The organism is Pseudomonas sp. CCI3.1 (genome assembly GCF_034313985.1).
Taxonomy (GTDB): Bacteria; Pseudomonadota; Gammaproteobacteria; order Pseudomonadales; family Pseudomonadaceae; genus Aquipseudomonas; species Aquipseudomonas psychrophila.
The window spans coordinates 3,496,779-3,520,307 of the sequence record NZ_JAVIWO010000001.1 but is presented as its reverse complement, the minus strand read 5'-3'; the positions used below and the strand labels follow the sequence as shown (position 1 = coordinate 3,520,307).

Annotated in this window: 19 protein-coding genes and 1 riboswitch; of the genes, 9 read left to right on the top strand and 10 right to left on the bottom strand. The window is 59.8% G+C overall.

Going from position 1 to position 23,529, the window contains the following annotated elements; genetic code table 11:
• Positions 1-64: 64 nt before the first annotated feature.
• The 3 genes from RGV06_RS16090 to ahcY form a co-directional block, all read right to left on the bottom strand.
• On the bottom strand, positions 65-1,921 hold the full coding sequence (locus RGV06_RS16090) for a DEAD/DEAH box helicase (RefSeq protein WP_322150493.1): 1,857 nt from the start codon (positions 1,919-1,921) through the stop codon (positions 65-67).
• A gap of 359 nt (positions 1,922-2,280) precedes the next feature.
• Positions 2,281-3,126, bottom strand: a complete 846-nt coding sequence (metF, locus tag RGV06_RS16085) for a methylenetetrahydrofolate reductase [NAD(P)H] (protein WP_046809475.1) — start codon at positions 3,124-3,126, stop codon at positions 2,281-2,283.
• A gap of 103 nt (positions 3,127-3,229) precedes the next feature.
• Positions 3,230-4,639, bottom strand: coding sequence for an adenosylhomocysteinase (gene ahcY, locus RGV06_RS16080; RefSeq protein ID WP_322150491.1), 1,410 nt, complete (start codon positions 4,637-4,639; stop codon positions 3,230-3,232).
• 22 nt (positions 4,640-4,661) lie between these two features.
• Positions 4,662-4,768, bottom strand: a riboswitch (S-adenosyl-L-homocysteine riboswitch).
• A 183-nt stretch (positions 4,769-4,951) separates the two neighbouring features.
• Between ahcY and RGV06_RS16075 the strand changes: the two genes are divergently transcribed.
• Both RGV06_RS16075 and RGV06_RS16070 read left to right on the top strand, forming a co-directional pair.
• Complete coding sequence (locus RGV06_RS16075; protein WP_019828012.1) at positions 4,952-5,353, top strand: acyl-CoA thioesterase; 402 nt, start codon at positions 4,952-4,954, stop codon at positions 5,351-5,353.
• 169 nt (positions 5,354-5,522) lie between these two features.
• A complete protein-coding gene (locus tag RGV06_RS16070; RefSeq protein WP_037032665.1) occupies positions 5,523-6,380 on the top strand; it encodes a formate/nitrite transporter family protein in 858 nt (285 codons plus the stop codon).
• Position 6,381: 1 nt separating this feature from the next.
• Here the strand turns inward: RGV06_RS16070 and trhA are convergent, their stop codons facing one another.
• The 7 genes from trhA to pilG all read right to left on the bottom strand — a co-directional run bounded on the left by trhA (position 6,382) and on the right by pilG (position 17,282).
• Positions 6,382-6,999 (bottom strand): PAQR family membrane homeostasis protein TrhA, encoded by a 618-nt coding sequence (trhA, locus tag RGV06_RS16065; protein WP_019828014.1) that lies wholly within the window; start codon positions 6,997-6,999, stop codon positions 6,382-6,384.
• A 448-nt stretch (positions 7,000-7,447) separates the two neighbouring features.
• The gene (locus RGV06_RS16060) at positions 7,448-7,894 is read right to left on the bottom strand and encodes a chemotaxis protein CheW (RefSeq protein WP_046810389.1); all 447 of its coding nucleotides are present in this window, start codon (positions 7,892-7,894) and stop codon (positions 7,448-7,450) included.
• A complete protein-coding gene (locus RGV06_RS16055) occupies positions 7,887-13,778 on the bottom strand; it encodes an Hpt domain-containing protein (RefSeq protein WP_322150487.1) in 5,892 nt (1,963 codons plus the stop codon). Before RGV06_RS16055 ends, RGV06_RS16060 begins: the two co-directional genes overlap by 8 nt.
• Positions 13,779-13,805: 27 nt before the next feature.
• Positions 13,806-15,863, bottom strand: a complete 2,058-nt coding sequence (locus tag RGV06_RS16050; RefSeq protein WP_019828020.1) for a methyl-accepting chemotaxis protein — start codon at positions 15,861-15,863, stop codon at positions 13,806-13,808.
• 41 nt (positions 15,864-15,904) lie between these two features.
• Positions 15,905-16,444: a chemotaxis protein CheW gene (locus tag RGV06_RS16045; protein ID WP_322150485.1), complete on the bottom strand. Its 540-nt coding sequence runs from the start codon at positions 16,442-16,444 to the stop codon at positions 15,905-15,907.
• 10 nt (positions 16,445-16,454) lie between these two features.
• A complete protein-coding gene (gene pilH / locus RGV06_RS16040; protein ID WP_019828023.1) occupies positions 16,455-16,832 on the bottom strand; it encodes a twitching motility response regulator PilH in 378 nt (125 codons plus the stop codon).
• Positions 16,833-16,874: 42 nt separating this feature from the next.
• The gene (gene pilG / locus RGV06_RS16035) at positions 16,875-17,282 is read right to left on the bottom strand and encodes a twitching motility response regulator PilG (protein ID WP_019828024.1); all 408 of its coding nucleotides are present in this window, start codon (positions 17,280-17,282) and stop codon (positions 16,875-16,877) included.
• 247 nt (positions 17,283-17,529) lie between these two features.
• On the opposite strand from pilG, the gene gshB reads away from it, so the two are divergent.
• The 7 genes from gshB (at position 17,530) to RGV06_RS16000 (ending at position 23,510) form a co-directional block, all read left to right on the top strand.
• Positions 17,530-18,483 carry a glutathione synthase gene (gene gshB, locus RGV06_RS16030; protein ID WP_046810386.1) on the top strand — a complete coding sequence of 318 codons (954 nt, stop codon included), beginning with the start codon at positions 17,530-17,532 and terminating at the stop codon, positions 18,481-18,483.
• Positions 18,484-18,559: 76 nt separating this feature from the next.
• Complete coding sequence (locus tag RGV06_RS16025; RefSeq protein WP_322150482.1) at positions 18,560-19,459, top strand: energy transducer TonB; 900 nt, start codon at positions 18,560-18,562, stop codon at positions 19,457-19,459.
• Positions 19,460-19,621: 162 nt separating this feature from the next.
• On the top strand, positions 19,622-20,194 hold the full coding sequence (locus tag RGV06_RS16020; protein ID WP_019828028.1) for a YqgE/AlgH family protein: 573 nt from the start codon (positions 19,622-19,624) through the stop codon (positions 20,192-20,194).
• Positions 20,194-20,634, top strand: a complete 441-nt coding sequence (ruvX, locus tag RGV06_RS16015) for a Holliday junction resolvase RuvX (protein WP_019828031.1) — start codon at positions 20,194-20,196, stop codon at positions 20,632-20,634. The genes RGV06_RS16020 and ruvX overlap by 1 nt, the downstream gene beginning before the upstream one ends.
• 84 nt (positions 20,635-20,718) lie before the next feature.
• Positions 20,719-21,225: a bifunctional pyr operon transcriptional regulator/uracil phosphoribosyltransferase PyrR gene (gene pyrR / locus RGV06_RS16010; protein WP_019828032.1), complete on the top strand. Its 507-nt coding sequence runs from the start codon at positions 20,719-20,721 to the stop codon at positions 21,223-21,225.
• Positions 21,226-21,237: 12 nt separating this feature from the next.
• Positions 21,238-22,242, top strand: coding sequence for an aspartate carbamoyltransferase catalytic subunit (locus RGV06_RS16005; protein ID WP_019828034.1), 1,005 nt, complete (start codon positions 21,238-21,240; stop codon positions 22,240-22,242).
• A complete protein-coding gene (locus tag RGV06_RS16000; RefSeq protein WP_019828035.1) occupies positions 22,239-23,510 on the top strand; it encodes a dihydroorotase in 1,272 nt (423 codons plus the stop codon). Before RGV06_RS16005 ends, RGV06_RS16000 begins: the two co-directional genes overlap by 4 nt.
• The last annotated feature ends 19 nt before the right edge of the window (positions 23,511-23,529 follow it).

Genomic DNA, 23,529 nt, shown 5'->3' with positions numbered 1-23,529 from the left:
GGTAACGCGTTCTAACCAATAGACCGCGTTGCTGCCATCGCGAGCAATCCCGCTCTCACAGTGTTTAGCGGTTGCGAGTCAGCAGTGCCGGCTTCTCGCCACGAGGGCGGTTCGGCAGTTGATCGAGCTGCTCAGGCGTCGGGAAGCGATCGCTTTTCGACTCTTTGTGCATGATCTTCGGCTGATTCTCCCGTGGACCTTTAACCGCTGGCTCTTGACGGGCATCGTCACGGGCCGGACGGTTTTCGCGACGGGCCTGACCGTCACGTGGAGCGCCGCTGCGTGGGCCGCTGCGCTTGGCTGGCGGGGTGCCAGTGCTCGCGCCGGTGCCGGTACGCGGGGCGTTTTGACGGCCACCGGTACGCGCGGCAGGTGCTGCACCCGAACCAGTGCCCGCTGCAGGAGCGCCCGGACGACGACCACGGCTCTGGTTGTTTTTGTTCTGGTACGGGCTGACGTAATCAGCGCGGTTACCAAAGTTATCCACATCGTCATCACGGAACTCGTCCGGCGCACGATTGGCGTCTGAACGAGGGGCTGGCTGACGCTGTTCACGGGCAGGCTGAGCTTCGCGTGGCTTTTGCTCACGAGCTGGGCGTTCGCCACGAGCAGCAGCAGCCGGCTTCTCTTTGCTCTTTTCCTTGCCTTTGTCTTTACGACCGCCGCCACCGCCCGGGTTACCCGGACCGTCGCCACGTGGACCGCGCGGCGTGTTGCGCGGGTTACGTACATCCGGACGCTCGCGGACTTCAGGTTTTTCGGCCTCGACGCTGCTGGAGTCAAACCCCATCAGATCGCCATCAGCGATTTTCTGGCGGGTCATGCGCTCGATGCTTTTCAGCAGTTTTTCTTCGTCCGGAGCAACCAGCGAGATCGCTTCACCCGAACGACCGGCACGGCCAGTACGGCCGATACGGTGAACGTAATCTTCATCGACGTTTGGCAGTTCGAAGTTGACCACGTGTGGCAACTGATCGATATCCAGGCCGCGAGCGGCGATATCGGTCGCTACCAGAATACGAACGGCACCGGCTTTGAAGTCGGCCAGGGCTTTGGTTCGTGCGTTCTGGCTCTTGTTACCGTGGATGGCCACAGCGCTGAGGCCGTGCTTGTCCAGGTACTCGGCCAAACGGTTTGCACCGTGCTTGGTACGGGTAAAGACCAGAACCTGTTCCCAGGCGCCTGCAGTGATCAAGTGCGCCAGCAAAGCACGCTTGTGGGTGGCAGGCAGACGGAAAACGCGCTGTTCGATACGCTCGACCGTGGTGTTGGGTGGCGTAACTTCGATACGTTCCGGGTTACGCAGCAGCTTGCCGGCCAGATCGGTGATGTCCTTGGAGAACGTCGCCGAAAACAGCAGGTTTTGACGCTTGGACGGCAGACGCGCGAGGACTTTTTTCACGTCATGGACGAAGCCCATGTCGAGCATGCGGTCGGCTTCGTCGAGCACCAGTATTTCAACGTGGGACAGGTCAACACTGCCTTGACCGGCCAGGTCGAGCAACCGACCCGGGCAAGCAACCAGTACGTCAACACCGCGGGCCAGAGCCTGGACCTGAGGGTTGGTACCCACACCGCCGAACACGCAAGCACTGACGAACTTCAGGTCGCGGGCATAGAGCTTGAAGCTCTCGTGCACCTGGGCGGCGAGTTCGCGGGTAGGAGTCAGGACCAGCACGCGTGGTTGGCGTGGGCCGTGGCGCTGGGATTTGTCCGGGTGGCCATTGGGAAACAGCTTTTCCAGGATCGGAAGAGCGAAGCCGCCGGTTTTACCAGTACCTGTCTGAGCCGCAACCATCAGGTCGCGACCTTGCAACACGGCGGGGATGGCCCGCTGTTGCACCGGAGTAGGCTCGGTATAGCCCGCAGCTTCAATGGCGCGGACTAAAGCCTCGGAGAGACCGAGGGAAGCAAAGGACATGAGAAATCCTGTTCTAGTTAGGGCTTGGCCCAAAGGGATAGTCTTGCCTGGCGTGAATGGCGTTTAAGATGACGCAATCCCGTCCGGTCCTGCTCCAGTCCACAAGGCTCATGCGCACCGCTCGCGCGGGCAAGAGCTGCGCAGTAGCGGGGTTGAGTGGCTTGTACAAGGACGAGCGGCCGGGCGTAAGCCTGGCGGAAAGCCCGGAGTATAACAGAGCAATCACGGCGCGCCGATTTCATGCTGCTGAACGGTTTTAAACCCGCGTGGGGGCGGGCTTGCTCGCGATGGTATCGCTGCGGTCTTTCAAGGGATCGCGTCGTATGCATCGCGAGCAAGCCCGCTCCCACAATGGTGGATCAGCGCGGCAGCTTCAGGTTGTTCCAGATCGCCAGGCTAGGATCAGCCTGGTTCAGGGTATAGAAGTGCAACCCCGGGGCGCCGCCATCCAGCAGGCGCTCGCACATTTCGCTGATCACCTGCTCGCCAAACGCCTGGATGCTCTGCGTGTCGTCGCCGTAGGCTTCAAGTTGCTTGCGAATCCAGCGTGGGATTTCTGCGCCACAAGCGTCAGAGAATCGAGCCAGCTTGCTGTAGTTGGTGATCGGCATAATGCCCGGCACAACAGGGATCATCACGCCTGCAGCTTCAACACGCTCGACAAAGCGGAAGTAGCTGTCGGCATTGAAGAAGTACTGGGTGATCGCACTGTCAGCACCCGCATGGGCCTTGCGCACGAAATTGTTGATATCGTCTTCGAAATTGCGCGCTTGTGGGTGCATTTCCGGGTACGCGGCCACTTCGATGTGGAAGTGATCACCGGTTTCTTCACGAATGAAGCTCACCAGGTCATTGGCGTAACGCAGTTCACCACTGGCCATCCCCATACCCGAAGGCAGGTCGCCACGCAGTGCAACAATACGCTTGATGCCCGCTGCCTTGTACTGGGCCAACAGGCCACGCAAATCGGCCTTGCTGTCACCCACGCACGACAAGTGCGGTGCAGCAGGCACTTTTACTTCGCTCTCCAGCTGCAGCACGGTATTGATCGTGCGGTCGCGGGTCGAGCCACCGGCACCGTAGGTGCAGGAGAAAAAATCCGGGTTATAGGTCGCCAGTTGGCGAGCCGTATTCATCAGCTTTTCATGTCCAGCATCGGTCTTGGTCGGGAAGAACTCGAAGCTGAAACGACGGTCTTGAGACATGGGAATACCCTTGCGTACGCGAAGGGGGGTTTATAACGCCCCCTGACGCTGAACTTTCACACAAAAAAAAGGCGGTCAGTGCAAGCCTGACCGCCTTTTTTAATCAGTAGCGGTAAGCGTCTGGCTTGAACGGGCCTTCGACGGTCACGCCGATGTAGTCGGCCTGAGTCTTGGTCAGTTGCGTTACAACGCCACCGAAGCCGCGAACCATTTCCAGGGCCACTTCTTCGTCCAGCTTCTTCGGCAGAACTTCTACAGTCAGACGCTCGGCTTGCAGCTCGGCAGGCAGGTCAGCGTACTTCTGGGCGAACAGGAAGATCTGGGCCAGAACCTGGTTGGCGAACGAGCCGTCCATGATGCGGCTTGGGTGACCTGTGGCGTTGCCCAGGTTAACCAGACGACCTTCGGCCAGCAGGATCAGGTAGTCATCGTTCTGTGGGTCGAATTCGCCCAGGCCAGTACGGTGAACCTTGTGAACCTGTGGCTTCACTTCTTCCCATGCCCAGTTCTTGCGCATGAAAGCAGTGTCGATTTCGTTGTCGAAGTGACCAATGTTGCACACTACGGCGCGTTTTTTCAGCGCAGCCAGCATGTTTTTGTCGCACACGTTGACGTTACCGGTGGTGGTCACGATCAGGTCGATCTTGCCCAGCAGCGCAGCGTCGATGCTGGCAGCAGTGCCGTCGTTCTGGCCGTTGATGAACGGCGAAACCACTTCGTAGCCGTCCATGCACGCTTGCATGGCGCAGATCGGGTCGATTTCCGACACTTTTACGATCATGCCTTCCTGACGCAGGGACTGGGCCGAACCCTTGCCCACGTCACCGTAGCCGATGACCAGCGCTTGCTTGCCGGACAGCAGGTGGTCAGTACCACGCTTGATGGCATCGTTCAGGCTGTGACGGCAGCCGTACTTGTTGTCGTTTTTGCTTTTGGTGACCGAGTCGTTCACGTTGATCGCAGGGATCATCAGCTCGCCTTTGGCCAGCATGTCCAGCAGACGGTGTACACCGGTAGTGGTTTCTTCAGTCACGCCGTGGATCTTTTTCAGCATGGCCGGGTATTTCTTGTGCAGCAGCTCGGTCAGGTCGCCGCCGTCGTCGAGGATCATGTTGGCATCCCAAGGCTCGCCATCTTTGAGGATGGTTTGCTCAAGGCACCACTCGTACTCTTCTTCAGTCTCGCCTTTCCAGGCAAACACTGGGATACCGGCAGCAGCGATAGCGGCGGCAGCCTGATCCTGAGTCGAGAAGATGTTGCACGAGGACCAACGAACTTCGGCACCCAGGGCAACCAGGGTTTCGATCAGTACGGCAGTCTGGATAGTCATGTGAATGCAGCCCAGAATCTTCGCGCCCATGAGCGGTTGTTCTGCTGCATAACGGCGGCGCAGACCCATCAGGGCTGGCATTTCGGACTCGGCGATGAACGTTTCGCGACGGCCCCATTGGGCAAGGGACATATCAGCGACTTTATAGTCGGTAAAACCTGCAGGCGTGTTTACAGCGCTCATCAAGAGCCTCCATTCGTTTAATCGCGAATGGGCGCCGTTGTGCGTTTAGTGCCTGAACAGGGGACCCTGAACAAACAACGCCCCATCCGAGCCTGACAGGTTGAACCTGCTGCAGCGCCCCTCGGACAGGTGGCGGGAACGGTACTGGGTAGAAATGACCGTTTTGAAGCGGGGGCTATTATAGCCATCCGGACAAGTGATCCCAAGGCTTTTTCTTTGACCCTATCGAGACCATAGTCCAAGGTTAATAGAGCTAAGTGCCGTGGTCTGACATCATGGCCGGCATCTAAGGCAAGACGGTCAGGAGCGAATATGAATTTTCACACCCGTAAATGGGTTAAACCCGAAGACCTCAATCCCAACGGCACCCTGTTCGGTGGCAGCCTGCTGCGCTGGATCGATGAAGAAGCCGCGATTTACGCCATCGTCCAACTGGGCAACCAGCGCGTGGTCACCAAATACATCTCCGAAATCAACTTTGTCAGTGCCTCACGCCAGGGCGACATCATCGAGCTGGGCATCACCGCCACTGAATTCGGACGTACCTCCATCACCCTGACTTGCGAAGTGCGTAACAAGATCACTCGCAAAAGCATCCTGACGGTCGACAAGATGGTCTTCGTCAACCTGGGCGAGGACGGCCTGCCGGCACCCCACGGACGCACCGAGATCCGATACGTCAAAGACCAGTTTCAGGATGACGAGCAGGCGTGATGCCTGACCTGTGTAGTCGCTGCCGCAGGCTGCGTAGGGTTGCGCAGCAACCCGTTTAATTGGAGGCCCATCGGCCCCATCGCAGCCTTCGGCAGCGACTACAGGTTTTGAGTGAACAGCTACAGTCCATGCGTGTCGTATCTTTAAACACGCAACGGTCATGAAGCTCATGGACACGAAAAAATCCGGCAAGACCCCCAACCTGTCGGCTGAAGAAGAGCACGACGTCACCAAAAACCAGCCACCACGCGCTGCCGTTTTGCACGAAATCATTCGTTTGCAGGGCGATCAGGAACTGGAGCGCAGCATCGCTGCATTGTTTTGGTCGGCCCTGGCTGCCGGGCTCACCATGGGCCTGTCGCTTATGGCCATGGGTTTGCTCAACTCTCGACTGCCCAGCGGCGAAGCCTTCAAGGTCATCGCCAGTTTCGGCTACTGCGCAGGTTTTTTAGCGGTCATCCTCTCCCGCCAGCAACTATTCACCGAAAACACCCTCACCGCCGTACTGCCGATCATGAGCAAACCCACGCTGAACAATTTCGGCCGCCTGTTGCGATTGTGGTCAGTGGTACTGGTCGGCAATCTGATAGGCACTCTGCTGGTGGCCTACGTCATGTTGCACCTGCCGATTTTCGACACCCAAACCGACAAGGCCTTTCTTGAAATTGGCCGCAAGGTCATGGAGAACGACGCGAGTCAGATGTTTGCCAAGGGCATCATTTCGGGGTGGATGATCGCCACCATGGTCTGGATGATCCCGTCCATGGAAAGCGCAAAGATGTGGATCATCATCCTCATCACGTACCTGATGGCCTTGGGCGATTTCACCCACATTGTGGTTGGTACGGCTGAAGTGTCGTATCTGGTGTTCGCCGGCGAACTGCCCTGGAAGGACTTCTGGGTGATCTTCGCCGGCCCGACCCTGGCCGGCAATATCATCGGAGGCAGCTTTATCTTTGCCCTGATCAGCCATGCGCAGGTGCGCAGCGACACCAAAAAACCCACGCCAGACGCTCAGCGGCCCTGAGTCAGATCACGTAATGCGCGATGGCCACAAAATGCAGCAGGCTGCCGGCAATCACGAACAGGTGCCAAATGCCGTGGGCATGGCGCAGACGATGATCCAGGGCAAAAAAGATAATCCCCACGGTGTACATCACTCCGCCCGTGGCCAGCCAAATAAAGCCCGCGGTGCCCAGCGCCGCGAGTAACGGCTTGACGGCCACCAGCACAATCCAGCCCATCACCGCGTAAATCACGATAGACAGGATGCGCGCCTCGGAGCGTGGCTTGATCTCCTGCAACATGCCGATCACCGCCATGCTCCACACAATCCCGAACAGCGACCAGCCCCACGGCCCGTGCAGCGTGACCAGGCAAAACGGCGTGTAACTGCCCGCGATCAACAGGTAAATGGAGAGGTGATCGAACTTCTGCATGATCACCTTTGAGCGCCCGCGCACGCTGTGGTACACGGTGGATACGCTGTACAACAACACCAGCGTGACACCATAAATCGCCACACTCACAATCTTTTGCGGGCTGCCATCGAGGCACGCCATTACCAACAACCAGATACTGCCCACTGCTGCCGCAACCGCACCCACCAGATGGGTCCAGGCGTTGAGCTTTTCACCGTGATACATGTGCAACATCCTCAAGAACTGACAGTGCGACTGTGTCACCCGGTTACTAGATAAGGGTCAAGGTTGCGAAGTTAAAGGGCAATGCGGCGATCGTCGAAAACCAGCCTTGCTCAGCCTCTGTGGGAGCGAGCCTGCTCGCGATGGCCTCACTGCGCTTTGAATGGCAGACCGCAGTGTTTGAATCACGGGCAAATGTGCCCCATAAAAGCGGATTTTATAAGAGCGATCCCTTTCCCTTGCCCGACGTTTCCGAGACTGGGCCTTGCCCCAGCGTACGGCCCTCGCTGCGCTCAGGTGTCCCTCACTCCGGTCCCGCTCCGTGGGCAGGCAGATCAAAAACCAGTGCAAAAACAAGATCAACGGCCCGCCGAGGCGGCCTACAGGCCGACCTGTTTAGCGAAGCACATTTCTCTAAACAGGCCGGTTGGCAATAGAGTATCTACAGGCGTTATTCCCCGCGCACCAATTTCTCCAGCGCCAGCAAGTCCGGGATTTTCGCCACATGGTCCCCCACTTGCACCGCCGCACGCTCCAGCGGGCTGAGCGGTACGTCGACAAAGCTCAGTTGGCTGTCGAGGCGATAAGAGCGCGGAATGCCTTGCACCACCATGGCGATGAATTTCAGATGAGGGTCGCCGCCCAGCGTGTTGAGAACGACGATACGAGCTCGATCACCAATCACAATGGGATTGCCGCAGGCGGCTTCAAAGCTGATCAAGGGCAATTCGTGGTCGCGCCAGGTGATCTGGCGCAGGTGCCAGGGTGGTGAGTCGCTGCTGGGGTCGCCGCGCTGCCAGCCAATCAGCTCGGCAATGGCGACGTTGGGCAACAGCAGGTAGCGGTCGGCCAGCGGCAGCAGCAAGCCGGTCAGGCTACCCACTCGATGATCAAGCATGAAACTTGCTCCAGTAGGTGATGCGTTCCAGCAACACCGACTCTTGATACGGTTTGCCCAGGTAGTCGTTGACGCCAATAGCCATCGCACGGTTCTGGTGTTTTTGCCCGGTGCGCGAGGTGATCATGATGATCGGCAGGTCCTTGAGGCGCGGGTCGTTGCGCACGCGGGTGGCAACTTCAAAGCCGTCCATGCGCGGCATCTCGATGTCCAGCAGCATCAGGTCGGGGATGTGCTCTTCAAGTACGCTCATGGCATCGACCCCATCCTTGGCGGTGATAACGTTCATGCCGTTGCGCTCCAGCAGCCGACTGGTGACTTTGCGCACGGTGACCGAATCGTCCACCACCAGCACCAGCGTCGGACGCACGGCGGGGGTGAATTCCAGCGCGCCGACCGCTTCGTGATGCGCCCGCTGCAACGGCTGACGCGCCTGGTGGGCGCGAATATAGGCCAGCAGATCGAGGATCAGCACTACCCGGCCATCTCCCAGAATGGTCGCACCCGACAACCCCTGCACCCCGGTAAATTGCGGGCCGAGGCTTTTGACCACGATTTCTCGTGAGCCATCCAGCGCGTCGACCTGCAACGCCACGCGCTGATCCTGGCAATGCACCAGCAGCACCGGCAACGAATGGCTTTCGCCCACAAGCTTGGGCTTGCCCACGGTTTGCAGCAGCTCGCCCAGGTAACGCAACTCGTAGGTTTGCCCACCGTAGTGGTACAACGGCGGGTTGAGCTGGTAATACCCCTCCAGCTCATTGGGCATGACCCGCACGATGCCTTCGACAGTGTCGAGCGCAATGGCGTACTGCTCGTCGGCGCATTGCACCATCAGCGCCCGGTTGAGCGAGACACTGAAGGGCAGGCGGATCTGAAAGTGCACGCCCTGCCCGGCGACCGAGTCGATGGTCATGCTGCCGCCCAACTGGCGCACTTCTTCGTGGACCACGTCCATACCGACGCCGCGCCCGGAGATCTGAGTGATTTTTTCTGCGGTGGAGAAACCCGGCTGCAGGATGAACTGCAACACCTCGCGGTCGCTGATCGTCACCTGCGGGTCCAGCAGGCCCCGCAAAATGGCTTTACGGCGCACGGCTTCAAGCGGTACACCGGCACCATCGTCATGCATGTCGAACACCACGTCGCCACCTTCGTACGACAGCTCCAGACTGATCAACCCCTGCTCCGGCTTGCCGCTGGCGTGACGGATGTCTGCAGGTTCAAGGCCGTGGTCCACCGCGTTGCGCAACATGTGCTCCAACGGCGCAACCATGCGCTCAAGCACGTTGCGGTCAATTTCGGCTTCAGCGTTGATCACACTGAATTCGACCTGCTTGCCCAGCTCACTGGCCACCTGACGCACGACCCGCTTAAGGCGTGGCAATACGCGCTCGAACGGCACCATACGGGTGCCCATCAGGCCTTCCTGTAATTGGGTGTTTACCCGCGCCTGTTTTTGCAACAAGCCGTGGGCGTCCTGATAACGCGCCGCCAGGGTGGCCTTGAGGTCGAGCAAGTCCGAGGCCGATTCAAACAACGCGCGGGACAGTTGCTGCAGCAGGGAATGGCGGTCCATCTCCAGCGGGTCAAATTCGTCGTAAGCCACGCCATCGGCTTCGGTGTGGGAGCGACTGTGCAGACGGCCCTGGGTTTCGCTGTCGAGACGACGCAGTTGGTCCTGCATCCGCTCAAGGGTGGTCTGCATTTCGTTGAGGGCGATCTGGCCATCGTTGACCTGCTGCTCAACGCGCCCGCGAATGGTCGAGGCTTCGCCCGCCAGGTTGACCAGGTCTTCCAGCAGCTCTGCTGGCACCTTGAGGGTGTCCAGCCCCGTGCGCTCACCTTCGGGCAATGGCGGCGCCACAGGCTCCGGTTTGGTCGCTGCGGGGGCTTCCTGCCGGGTGTTGCGTTCAATCCTGCGGATTTTCTCCATCAGGGCCTGGGCCGAAGGCAGCGGCTGGCCACTGCGCAACGCATCAAACATTTGCGCCAACTGGTCATGGCAACGTTCAAGCAATACAAACAACTCGGCATTGGGTGCCAGCAAGCCCACTGAAATATCTTCGAAGAGAGTCTCTAGTTCGTGGGCAAAGTCGCCAATGGCAGCGACCTCAACCATCCGCGCGCCGCCCTTGAGGGTGTGCAGGTCACGCAGCAGGTTTTCGACTTCAAGGTGGTTCTGGGGGTCGGCTTGCCATCGCGACAACGCCGTGCCCGAGCTTTCAAGGATGTCGAAAGCTTCATCGAGGAAAATATCCTGCAACTCAGGGTCGCCCGTGTTCAGTGCGACATTGGGCTCGGCTTCGGTGTTGTTCGGCTCCACAGGCGAATGGCTGTAAAGACGAAATCCGCGAATAGCTTCGATCAGTTCATAAGACTCGCTCAACGGCTGCTTGTGCTTGAGCTGCTCAAGCAGCTGCGCCAGTTGTTCATGACTGCGCTCAAGCAAGCGGCGCAACGCCGGGCTTTCACTCAGGCGCCGGTCCAGCAGGCCTTCGTACAAGTGCTCCAGCTCATGGGCCAGATCGGCAATGGGCTCGATCCCGGCCATGCGCGCCCCGCCCTTGAGGGTGTGCAAGTCGCGCTGCAAGGACGTCAGGGACGCCAGGCTGTCGGGGGCGCTCAGCCAGCGCTGCAAGGCCTGCCCGACACTGTCGAGAATATCCACCGCCTCTTCGAGAAAGATTTCGACAATTTCCTCGTCGACATCATCGTCCTGCCCCGCGCCCAACTGCTCGGTGGCGGCACCCAGCTCGGTGATGTCCAGCGTCTGGCCGCCATCACGGCGTATCAGCCCCGTAGCATCAGGCGCCAACCCTTCGTGCAGCAGCGCATGCAAGGTCTGGATCAGCTCCGGTTGCGGGATGATTTCCTGCCCCGCCGCCAGTTGATCAAGCATGTTGATCAGCCCTTCCTGAGCATCATCGGCCGCCTCGAAGAACCGTTCACTGGCCGCCAGGCTGCTTTCTTCAACAGCCCCATACAGGTCGAGCAAGGCTTCGCACAATGCATCAATGGGCTGCAGGTCAAGCACGTGTGCGGCCTGGGCCAGGCCCGTCAGTTGGTCCAACAGGGTATCGAGCCCCTCGCGCTGCTGGGGGTTCTGATGCCAGTTTTTAAGCAGGTCTTCGGCATCAAACAGAATGTCCATGCTCTCGCCCAGAAACTCGGTAATCCGTTGCGGGTCGCGCTGGGTCACCCAACTGCTGGTGGGCGTATTGAGCAGGGTCTCAAGGCGGGTGGCTATCAGGCGCTCGGTGCGCTCGATCAGTGAGCGGGCGCCCTTGATGTCGGCCAGCGGGTCGCTATCAAGCTGCTTGAGGCCGCGATGCATCAAGACGTCGGCCTCCCTCAACAGCTCGATTTCATCCTGCCCAAGGGCAAGATGATGGGCCTTGTATTCACGGACTAGATGATCGAGTGGTGCAGCCAGTTCGGCCATGTGCACCACGCCCGCCATGTGCGCGCTGCCTTTAAGGGTGTGCATGGCCAGTTGTAAATCGTCGCTGGCATACAGCGGCATTTGCTCTTGGGCCCGATCCAGAAAACGATCAAGACGCTCAAGGTGGGTTTGCGCTTCCTGTCGGAAGATGTCCAGCAGCTGCGGGTCGAAATGGCTGGTGTCCTGCGCGATCAATAGCGGCTGCGGCCCACCTTTGGCCAGGCGCTGTGCCCGAACGGCCAGTTGGTCGACATCTTCACGCTGACGCTGGCTTTGCTCGGCAAACGCCTGGATCAACTCGGGCAGCATCACCAGCACGTCTTCGAGCAGTTGATAGATCTCCTGGGACGGTGCCACGCTGCGCTCAATGACCCGATTGAGCAGGTTTTCGACCGCCCACGCCAACTCCGCCAGCACCAGCGCACGCACCATACGCCCGCTGCCCTTGAGGGTGTGAAAGCCGCGCCGCAGTTCAGCCAGTGCGGCGCTGTCCGCCGGATTGGCGACCCATTGCGGCAAACAATCGTGCAGGGTGATCAGTACTTCGTCGGTCTCTTCCAGAAAGACTTCCAGCAATTCTTCATCCAGCGGTTCTTCATCAACCGGCGGTGGCAGCAAACTGGCGGGCATGTGCCGGGCAGGCGGATTGAGCGCAGACAGCGGACTCGCCAGCACGTCGGCCAGGCTTTGTGCCTGCAGATCCGGCATCTGCTGTTGTTCTGCCGGGCCGGGCACGTCATCGAGCGAAGGAGCGGGGGATACAGCCGGGACATAACCCAGCCTGGCCAGGCTGCTTTGGGCCCAATCCAGCACCCGTTCACCCGCTGCACCCGGGTCTTGGGCCAGACGTTCGAGGTAATACTCGATGCTGGTCAGTGCTTCTGCCAGATGATCCAGTTGCTGCTCGGTGGGCGTGTCCGGGCCCTGCAGCAGACGCTCGCACAGATAGTCATGGCAGGCTTGCAGCAGGCTGGCTGCGCGGCTCAGAGGGATCATCGCCAGCGCGCCACGAATTTGTGTCAGCAATGCGGGCAGTGGCTCCAGGTGCACGCGGTCGTGGCCTGCCGTCAGGTAGTCAGTGATCAGATCCTTGACGTCCTCAAGGCCGATGCGCGCCTCCTTGATCACCAACTGATGGATCTGCATCAAGTCGGTCGTGGGCAAACGGCTTTCTTCGCGCTGCGAAGGCTCAACGCTGCCGACCATGCCAGCCAAGGTGGCTTCGACGTAAAGCAGGGCCGACGCGACATCCATCAACACCGCATCGGTAGGCTCGCGCTGGCCCTGGGCCAGGCTCTGCATCACCGCCAGTTGGTCGATGATGACTTTTCGCGGCTGACCAAACCCCAGCACCGCCAGGGTATCGGCGATCTGACGCAACGGTGCCATCAGGCTGCTCAGCTCCGAGACGTGCAAGCGGTCGCTGCGCACAAACAGATCGAGGCGTTCCTTGACCCGCACCAGCTCTTCGCACAAGGCCGCGACCACAGAGCGCATCGCGTCGCGGTCAGGGCCCGCCAATCGCGCGCGCTCCTCATCGACCATCGCCGCATCGGGCATGGCCTGGTCCAGTTCGTAATGGTTCTTCAAGGCGAGCATTTTCGAAGTCGGGTGCTCGGCCTTGGCGATGTAAAACAGCAGGCTGGTGAGCAGCTCTTCGGGCGCAGGCTGGTTAATGGCCTCGATGCCCTGCTCCAGCAGGCGCTTGAGCTCCTTGTCAGACTTTTTAAGCAGGCTGCGCAGAGCCGGGCTGTTGGGCACGCGGCCTTTAAGCATGCCGTCGACCAGGGCTGCGGCTATTTTCCACAATGCGTTGAGAGGCGACCCCAGGCACAGGCTTTGAAGCCGCGCGAACACGCCAGCCATTATTTCCAGATTGGCCTGCACGGCCTCCCCACGGCGCAAACCCAGAAACGCGGTCTGCAGGGTATGCCGCAGAATCCGCAGCTCACGGGGCAAGTCAGCCGGGAGCAAACGGGCCAGGGCGGTCTGGTCCAGTGGGGGCAATACCTGCAAGGGCGGGCTGAACAGGCTGGTTTCCGAGAGCAGGGCTTCGCCACGGGCGCTGCGCAAGTCATTGAGCAATGGCAACACCACCAATGGCCAATCGCGTCGGGCGCTGTGCACACGGTCCAGGTACAACGGCAATTGGCTGAACGCTTGCTGCAGTAACCGCAGGGCTTCCTCAAGCTGGCTGACGCGGCCCTCTCGCAAGGCAACAACCAGTTGCTCCATCTCTTCAGCCAGCAAGGCTGCGCCGTAGAATTCGACCATCAGCAAGCTGCCATGCACCTGATGGATACAGGCCAGACACTGCTCCAGCGTGTCGGCGGCAGGCTGTTGCGCGTAGGCATCCAGTGCCACTCGGGCCTGTTTCAGTGTATGAGCAATTTCGCCTTTGACCCACTCAAGAGCCACATAGTCGTGCCGGTCAACCATAACGACTCCATTCAGAATTGCAGCGCATTACTGTGGCCCAAGGTCTTTTGGCGGTGCGGGCAATGTGAAGCCGGATACCGAGCGCCGCAGCTGACTGGCCATTTTGGCCAGATTACCGATGCTGTCGGCGGTCGCAGTGGACCCAGACGAAGTCTGGTTGGTGATTTGCTGAATGACGTTCATGGTCAGTGAAATCTGCGCTGCCGACGTGGTCTGCTGCTGTGCGGCGTTGGAAATGCTTTGAATCAGGTCCGCCAGGTTTTGCGACACGCCTTCGATCTCCTCCAGCGCCACACCGGCGTCGTGGGCCAGACGGGCACCCCGCACCACCTCGGTGGTGGTTTGCTCCATGGAAATCACCGCCTCATTGGTGTCGGCCTGAATGGCCCGCACCAGGGTTTCGATTTGCCGTGTAGCCGCCGAGGAACGTTCGGCCAGACGCTGTACTTCGTCGGCGACCACGGCAAACCCGCGACCGGCGTCACCCGCCATCGAGGCCTGAATGGCCGCGTTCAACGCCAGAATGTTGGTTTGATCGGCAATGTCATCAATCAGGCTGACAATGTCGCCGATTTCCTGGGAAGACTCGCCCAAGCGCTTGATCCGCTTGGCAGTGTCCTGAATCTGATCGCGAATGTTGTCCATGCCATGAATGGTGTTGTGCACCACTTCATTGCCCTTGTTGGCAATCGCCACGGAGCGCTCCGCCACCGCAGAAGACTCCGACGCGTTGGCCGACACCTGATCGATGGAGTGGGCCATTTGCTGGATGGCTCCCGAAGCCTCGGCAATTTGTTGGGCCTGATGCTCAGAGGCCTCGGCCAGCTGCATGGCTGTGGCCTGGGTTTCCTGCACGGCGGCCGCGACCTGGCCTGCTGTGTGGTTGATCGTGGCCACCAGTTCGCGCAGTTGGTCGATCGAGTAGTTGATGGAGTCGGCGATGGCCCCCGTAAAATCTTCGGTGACAGAGGCCGTCACCGTCAGATCACCGTCGGCCAAGTCGGCAATTTCGTCCAGCAAGCGCATGATCGCGTTCTGGTTTCGCTCGTTCTTTTCAGCCGTTTCACGCAGTTGGCGATTGGTTTCGCGCACCATCACCAACCCGATCAGGATGATAGATGCCAGTGCCAGCAAGCCCAGTACGTAACCGCCAATGATGTCGAGAGAGCGCCCGGTGGCAAGATTTTCAAAGCCGTTGGCCAGGGTCGACGCTTCATCGAGCAGGGTTTGTGACAGGCTGAAAATGGTGTTTGCGGCTTCCCGTACGTGGAACAGCTGCGGCGAGGTTTCAATGATTTCATCCACTGAACCGGACACAAACTGGAACAGCTCGGAAATTTCCTGCAAGCGGGCGCGGGCGTCCTTGTCTTCGACCTGGGTAATCCTCATCCCGTCATTGCCTTCCAGCATGCCGTTCAGCACTTGCCCGAAGCGGTTGGCATCACGCCCAAAAGCACCGGCGGCCTGATCTGCATTTTCATCGCCGGCCAACACCGTATTCACTGCACCCAGAATCCGCTCGGCGAGTAATGACTGACGCTGCGCCAGCGCCACCTGGCTGGCCGGGGCGCCACGCTGCAAGAGGATTTCGACGACTTTTTCGTATTCGACCTGCAGCTGCGGCACGGTTTCGGCCAGTGTCGCGGCCACTTGATGCAGCGACAGTACGGTTTGCTCGCTGGCTAAAATGGCGTTGACGTTGCTCAGCAACAGCTCCCAGTCACGCTGTACCGCCTGCATTTCCTTGTGCACGGCTGGCGGTGCGGGAGGTAGACCCGTCACCGCATCACCTTTTTTCAGATAGCCCCAACGCTGGCTGAAATCGTTTCGCGCATCGATCAGCAACTTGAACGCGGCAGCTTTACCGGCTGCGGCCTCGGTGGCGTTTTTGGCGATACGCTGGGACAGGACCCGCAACTCACCTGCGTGGCTGATGTATTGCTTGTCGTAATTGGATTGGGTGTTGAGGTAAGCAAAGTTGGCGAACAACAGCATGATGAACACAATCAGGGCGATAAAAAGCACGATGATCTGCGAACGACTGCGCGACCCTTCCATTGGTTTAGCGGTATTGGCTGTGGTCATCAATCAGGTCCTGAGATCCCGTTTTAAAGCGTGAGGTCTGTTCACACGGCCACCGCCCAGAATTGCGGCGCCTGAGCCAGGGCAAAAGGGCTAAATACCCACCAAGGGTGTTCACCCGTAAAATGCCCCTGCACATAAGGCGCGAACATCGGATGAGGCAACGCGTGCGTATCGGCATTGAGGTCGGCATGGGCAAAGTGTTGCATGCCCTGCACCTCATCCACCTGCAACCCGACAAACACGTCTTTATATTCCAGCACCAGCACCCGTCGCTGTTTGCGCAAGGGCGACAGCTCAACCCCGAAAAAGCCGCACAAATCCATGATCGGCAGCAATTGACCGCGCAGATTGGCCACGCCCTTGACCCAGGGCTTTACACCGGGCAACAAGGTGAATCGCGGCTCATGGAGGATTTCGGCAATTTCGCCCATCGGCGCCACAAAACAATGCTCGCTGATTCGAAAACCGATGCCGCTCCAGGTATCGAGCTGCGCTTGCGCAGGCACCAGGCCCGCCGCCAGCTGGCGACAGCGCTGGTCAATTTCAAGCAGCAGTTCGAAGGCAGTCAGTGAGCCAGGCATAAGGCGGCCGTCATTTAGGAGGGTTTTCTTCCAGGACTTTTTTGACCTTGAGGATCAGTTGCTCTTCATCGACCGGCTTGGTGAGGTAGCCCTTGGCCCCTTGTCGTTGTGCCCAGACCATGTCGGTTTCCTGATCCTTGGTCGTCACAACGATAACCGGAATGTGGCTGGTTTCCGGGTCCTTGGTCAGCTGGCGTGTGGCCTGAAAGCCATTGAGGCCCGGCATCACGATGTCCATCAACACGACATCGGGCTTTTCCTGACGCGCCAAGGCAACGCCGTCAGCGCCGTTTTCAGCCTTGAGCACTACGTGGCCGTGCTTTTCGAGCATGCCGGTCAATTTGTACATTTCAGTCGGCGAGTCATCGACGATCAGAATGCGAGCCATGGTGTTCCCCATTTATAAGGTGGTTGGCCGGCTGGCCGGGCATCATTGAGCACTTTGTACGATGTTGAAGGCTGGCACATGGGCCTTGATTGCGCTCAGCAATTCATCGCGGCTAAAAGGCTTGGTCAAAAATTGATCAGAACCAACAATCCGGCCCTTGGCCTTGTCGAACAGGCCGTCCTTGGATGACAGCATGATCACGGGGGTCGACTTGAACGCCCGGTTGCTCTTGATCAGCGCGCAGGTCTGATAGCCATCCAGGCGCGGCATCATGATGTCGACAAAGATGATGTGCGGATGATGGTCAACAATTTTGGCCAGCGCGTCGAAACCGTCGATGGCGGTAATGACCTCGCAGCCCACGTTTTTCAGCAGCGTTTCGGCGGTGCGGCGAATGGTTTTCGAATCGTCGATCACCATCACCTTCAAGGCGCTGGAATGCTTTTCCATATGTGCTCTACCATCGCCACGGCGACCCATTTTGTTACAACTGTGCGACTTAAAACCCCAACTCCTTGATGGACAAGGGCTGAAAGCACTGTGCGAGCCTTTTTAGCACAGTCACGACCGTCAATCTATCGAACGGCCCAAGGCAGGCTGGAGCAGGTGGTTTTTCCTTGACCGGGGCCACACTGAGCGCCACTCTGGCGCCACTTTTCAGAGCCTTTGCGACCACTATTCATTTGAGGAATTTGCCATGAGCGTTCGAGTCGGGATTGTCATGGACCCCATTGCGGGCATCTCCTATAAAAAGGACAGCTCGCTGGCCATGTTGCTGGCCGCCCAGGAGCGCGGCTGGACCCTGTTCTACATGGAACAGCAAGACCTTTACCTGAATGAAGGCAAAGCGCGCGCCCGGATGAAGCCGCTGAAGGTGTTCGCCAACCCTGAAAAATGGTTTGAGCTGGACGCCGAGACCGACACGGCCCTGAGCGATCTGGACGTGATCCTGATGCGCAAGGACCCGCCCTTCGACATGGAGTTCGTGTACTCCACCTACCTGCTGGAGCAAGCCGAGCGTGATGGCGTACTGATCGTCAACAAGCCGCAAAGCCTGCGCGACTGCAACGAAAAACTGTTCGCCACCCAATTCACCCAGTGCACGCCGCCCACCGTGGTCAGCCGCCGCGCCGATGTGTTGCGTGAGTTCGCCGCCCTGCACGGTGACGTGATTCTCAAACCGCTGGATGGCATGGGCGGGACGTCGATTTTCCGTCACCGCGTGGGCGATCCTAACCTGTCGGTGATTCTCGAAACCCTGACCGCCAACGGCACCCAGCAAATCATGGCGCAGGGCTATTTGCCGGCGATCAAGGACGGCGACAAACGCATCCTGATGATCGACGGCGAGCCTGTCCCATATTGCCTGGCGCGTATCCCGGCGGCTGGCGAAACCCGTGGCAACCTGGCTGCTGGCGGTCGTGGCGAAGCCCGCCCGCTGAGCGACAAGGACCGCTGGATTGCGGCTCAGGTAGGCCCGACGTTGCGTGAAAAAGGCCTGCTGTTTGTCGGTCTGGACGTCATCGGTGAGCACCTGACCGAAATTAACGTGACCAGCCCGACCTGCATCCGCGAGATCGACAACGCATTCGGCACCCATATCGGCGCCCTGCTGATGGATGCGATTGAGCGCAAGCTCGCCGCGCGCTGATCTGCAACACCCAGTAATAGGCCAACATTGCGGTATCATGCCCCCCTGTGAAACCCGCGATGTTGGTCTTCTTGCCATGACACTCCCCAGCGACCTCCCCCCCGAACTCAGCCATAAAGGCGTGCGGGCGGCCGATCGCCTTGGATTTACCCTGTTTGTGGCGGCGCTGATTCATATCGCAGTGATTGTGGGCGTGGGGTTCAGCATGACCGAACCCAAACAGATCAGTAAAACCCTGGAGATCACGCTCTCCACATTTAAAAGCGAAAAAGCCCCGGAGAAAGCGGACTTTTTAGCGCAGGACAATCAGCAAGGTAGCGGCACACTGGATAAAAAAGCCGTGCCCAAGACCACTGAAATCGCTCCTTTCCAGGACAACACTGTCAAAAAGGTCACCCCGCCGCCCGCCGCCAAGCCCGAGCAAACCCAGACCGCGCCCAAGGCAGCCGTGACCACCGTGGCGCCAACGCCCAAAAAAGCCCCGAGCCAGCCGCAGAAGGTCAAAACCGAAGCGGCGCCCAAGGCCAGCCTTCCAACGTTCGACAGCTCACAGCTGTCCAGCGAGATATCCAGCCTGGAGGCCGAACTGGCCAACGAGCAACAGCTGTATGCCAAGCGCCCGAAGATCTACCGCATGAGCGCGGCCTCGACCATGCGCGACAAAGGCGCCTGGTACAAAGAGGACTGGCGCAAGAAGATCGAGCGCATCGGCAACTTGAACTACCCCGAACAGGCTCGGCGCGAAAAAATCTACGGCAAGCTGCGGCTGCTGGTGTCGATCAATCGGGACGGTTCGCTGCATGAAGTGCTGGTACTTGAGTCCTCGGGCCAGCCGCTACTGGATCAGGCGGCACAACGCATCGTGCGCCTGGCCGCCCCCTTTGCACCGTTCACGGGCGACCTGGCGGACATCGACCGGCTCGAAATCATCCGCACCTGGAAGTTTGCCCAGGGCGACCGGCTTTCGAGCAACTGATACACAGGGCAGCTGTGGAAGCGGGCTTGCTCGCGATTGGAGCGCTGCGTTTTACCGTTAAACCGCGCCGCCTGTATCGCGAGCAAGCCCGCTCCCACAAAGACCCAGTAATCTTAAGCTTCAAACTTGTCAGTTCACGTTGCCAGCGCCACACTAAGACTCATGAAAAACCACGCACCGACTTACCTCAAGCATCAATTCCTGATCGCCATGCCGCACATGGCCGACCCGAACTTTGCCCACACCTTGACCTACATCGTCGAGCACACGGCCAGTGGCGCAATGGGCCTGGTGATCAATCGCCCGCTGGAGCTCAGCCTGGCGGATATTCTTGAGCAGTTGCGCCCTGAAAAACCCTCCTCGCCCCTGTGCCAGCACGTTCCGATCTACGGCGGTGGGCCGGTGATGATTGATCGGGGATTTGTCCTGCACCCCACAGGGATGAGCTTTGACGCCACAGTCGAGCTGGACGACGGACTGGCCCTCAGCACGTCAGCCGATGTGCTGTTCAGCATTGCTGACGGTCGCGGCCCCAATCGCAGCCTGATTTGCCTGGGCTATGCCGGTTGGGAAGCGGGTCAGCTGGAAGCCGAACTGGTCGACAACGCGTGGCTCACCTGTCCGTATGCCGCTGACATCCTGTTTGAAACCCCTAGCGAGCTGCGCCTTGACGCGGCCGCCAAACACCTCGGAGTTAACCTCAATTTGTTAAGCACTCAAGCAGGCCATTCCTGATGGCCGGCCTTCGTTTACTGCTGGGCTTTGATTACGGCACCCGCTCCATCGGCGTCGCTGTCGGCCAGATGATTACCGGCCAGGCCCGTGAGCTGTGCAACTTGAAAGCTGAAAATGGTATTCCCAAATGGGAAGAAATTGAAAAGCTGATCAAGGAATGGCAGCCAGACGCAATGGTGGTCGGCATGCCGTTGAACATGGACGGCACCCCAAGCGACTTCTGCGCCCGTGCGCAAAAATTTGCCAACCGTCTGAATGGCCGCTTCAATCTGCCCGTCTATACCCATGATGAACGCCTGACCACCTTCGAGGCCAAGGGCGAACGCCGGGCCCAGGGCGGTCAGCGCGGCAGTTACCGCGACAACCCCGTTGATGCCATCGCCGCCAAACTGGTGCTGCAAGGCTGGCTCGACGAAAACCCGGCTCAATCCCAAGACTGACCCGGCGCTTGAATCACTCGACCTGCCCCATTGTTTGCGCCCGCCGCTGCACGCTTTGCTGCGCGGGCCTTTAAAGGAGCCACCATGATCCTGCCTGTTCCCGCTGAACTGATCTCTCAGATGGCCCTTGATCTCAAGGCTCATCTGGCCCGTCGCGGCATCACCGAACCGCGTTTTATCGGTATCCGCACTGGCGGCATCTGGGTTGCCCAGGCGCTGCTGCGAGCACTCAACAGCGATGCTCCACTGGGTACGCTGGATGTCTCGTTCTACCGCGATGACTTCAGCCAGAACGGCCTGCACCCGCAAGTGCGCCCCTCTGAACTGCCGTTTGAAATCGAAGGCCAGCATCTGGTGCTGATCGACGACGTGCTGATGAGCGGTCGTACCATCCGCGCGGCACTGAACGAGTTGTTCGACTATGGTCGTCCGGCCAGCGTGACGCTGGTCAGCCTGCTGGACCTGGACGCGGCGGAGCTGCCGATCCGGCCTGACGTGGTGGGGGCGACCTTGTGCCTCAAGCCGAGCGAGCGAGTAAAATTGTCCGGCCCGGCACCCCTGACACTCGAACTTCAAGACCTAGCCCTCTAAGAGACCATTGCGATGACGCCTACAGACGCCAAGCGCCCGCTGCAGCTCAATGATCAGGGCCAGCTGCGCCACTTTCTGTCGCTCGACGGTTTACGCCGTGAGCTGCTGACTGAAATCCTCGACACCGCTGACTCGTTCCTCGAAGTCGGCGCCCGAGCGGTGAAAAAAGTCCCGTTGCTGCGCGGCAAGACCGTGTGCAACGTGTTCTTCGAAAACTCCACTCGTACCCGCACCACCTTTGAAATGGCCGCCCAGCGTCTGTCTGCTGACGTGATCACGCTCAACGTGTCGACTTCGTCGGCGAGCAAGGGCGAAACCCTGCTCGACACCCTGCGCAACCTTGAAGCCATGGCCGCGGACATGTTCGTGGTGCGCCACGGCGACTCCGGCGCTGCCCACTTCATCGCTGAGCATGTGTGCCCGCAAGTAGCGATCATCAACGGCGGCGATGGCCGTCACGCGCACCCGACCCAGGGCATGCTCGACATGCTGACCATTCGTCGGCACAAGGGCGGCTTTGAAAACCTCTCGGTGGCCATCGTCGGCGACATCCTGCACTCACGGGTGGCGCGTTCAAACATGATCGCCCTCAAGACCCTCGGTTGCCCTGACATCCGCGTGATTGCGCCCAAGACCCTGCTGCCGATCGGCATCGAGCAATACGGCGTGAAGGTCTACACCGACATGACCGAAGGCCTGAAAGACGTCGACGTGGTGATCATGCTGCGCCTGCAGCGCGAGCGCATGTCCGGCGGCCTGCTGCCGAGCGAAGGCGAGTTCTACCGCCTGTTCGGCCTGACCACTGCGCGCCTGGCCGGCGCCAAGCCCGATTGCATCGTGATGCACCCGGGCCCGATCAACCGCGGCGTCGAGATCGAATCCGCCGTGGCCGATGGCCCGCACTCGGTGATTCTCAATCAAGTGACCTACGGCATTGCCGTACGCATGGCGGTGTTGTCCATGACCATGAGCGGGCAAACCGCCCAGCGCCAATTCGAACAGGAGAACGCCCAGTGAAGCTCAGCATTCTCGGCGCCCGTGTAATTGATCCGGCCACCCGGCTGGATCAAGTGACTGACCTGCACCTGGAAGCCGGCAAGATCGTTGCCATTGGCGCAGCGCCAACCGGTTTCGCCCCGACAAAGACCATTGAGGCCAAAGGCCTGGTGGCCGCGCCGGGGCTGGTTGACCTGAACGTTGCCCTGCGCGAGCCGGGTTACAGCCGCAAAGGCACCATTGCCAGCGAAACCCGCGCGGCAGCAGCCGGTGGCGTTACCAGCCTGTGCTGCCCGCCACACACCAAACCGGTCCTGGATACCTCAGCGGTAGCCGAGCTGATCCTTGACCGCGCCCGCGAAGCCGGCAACTGCAAAGTGTTCCCCATTGGTGCACTGAGCAAAGGCCTGGAGGGCGAGCAGCTTGCAGAGTTGATCGCCTTGCGCGACGCGGGCTGTGTGGCGTTTGGCAATGGCCTTAACAGCTTCACCAATACCCGCACCCTGTGCCGGGCACTGGAATACGCAGCCACTTTCGACCTGACCGTGATTTTCCACTCCCAGGACCGTGATCTGGCCGAAGGCGGTATTGCCCACGACGGCGCGATGGCCGCGTTCCGTGGCTTGCCGGGCATTCCGGAAACCGCCGAAACCGTGGCGCTGGCCCGCGATCTGCTGCTGGTTGAACAAAGCGGCGTGCGCGCCCACTTCAGCCAACTGACCAGCGCACGGGGCGTAGCCCTGATCGCCCAGGCTCAGGCACGCGGCCTCAAGGTCACCGCCGATGTGGCGCTGTATCAGCTTATTTTGACGGATGAGGCCCTGGAGGATTTCTCCAGCGTTTACCACGTGCAACCGCCGTTGCGCACCCGTGCCGACCGCGAGGGCCTGCGCGAGGCAGTGAAGTCGGGTGTGGTGCAAGCCATCTCCAGCCATCACCAGCCCCACGAGCGTGACGCTAAACTGGCACCGTTCGGCGCAACCGAGCCGGGCATGAGCAGTGTTGAAGTCTTGCTGCCGCTGGCGATGACACTGGTAGAAGACGGCCTGCTGGACTTGCCGACACTGCTTTCTCGCCTCAGCGCAGGCCCGGCTCAGGCCCTGCGCCTGCCGGCCGGCAAACTGGCGGTGGGTTCGGCTGCAGATCTGGTGCTGTTTGACCCGGCGGCCTCGACCCTGGTCGGTGAAAAATGGCTTTCCAAAGGCGACAACTGCCCGTTCCTCGGCCATTGCCTGCCGAGTGCCGTGCGGTACACGTTGGTGGATGGCCGGATCAGTTACGAAGGCTAACGCGCTGCACATAATCTGT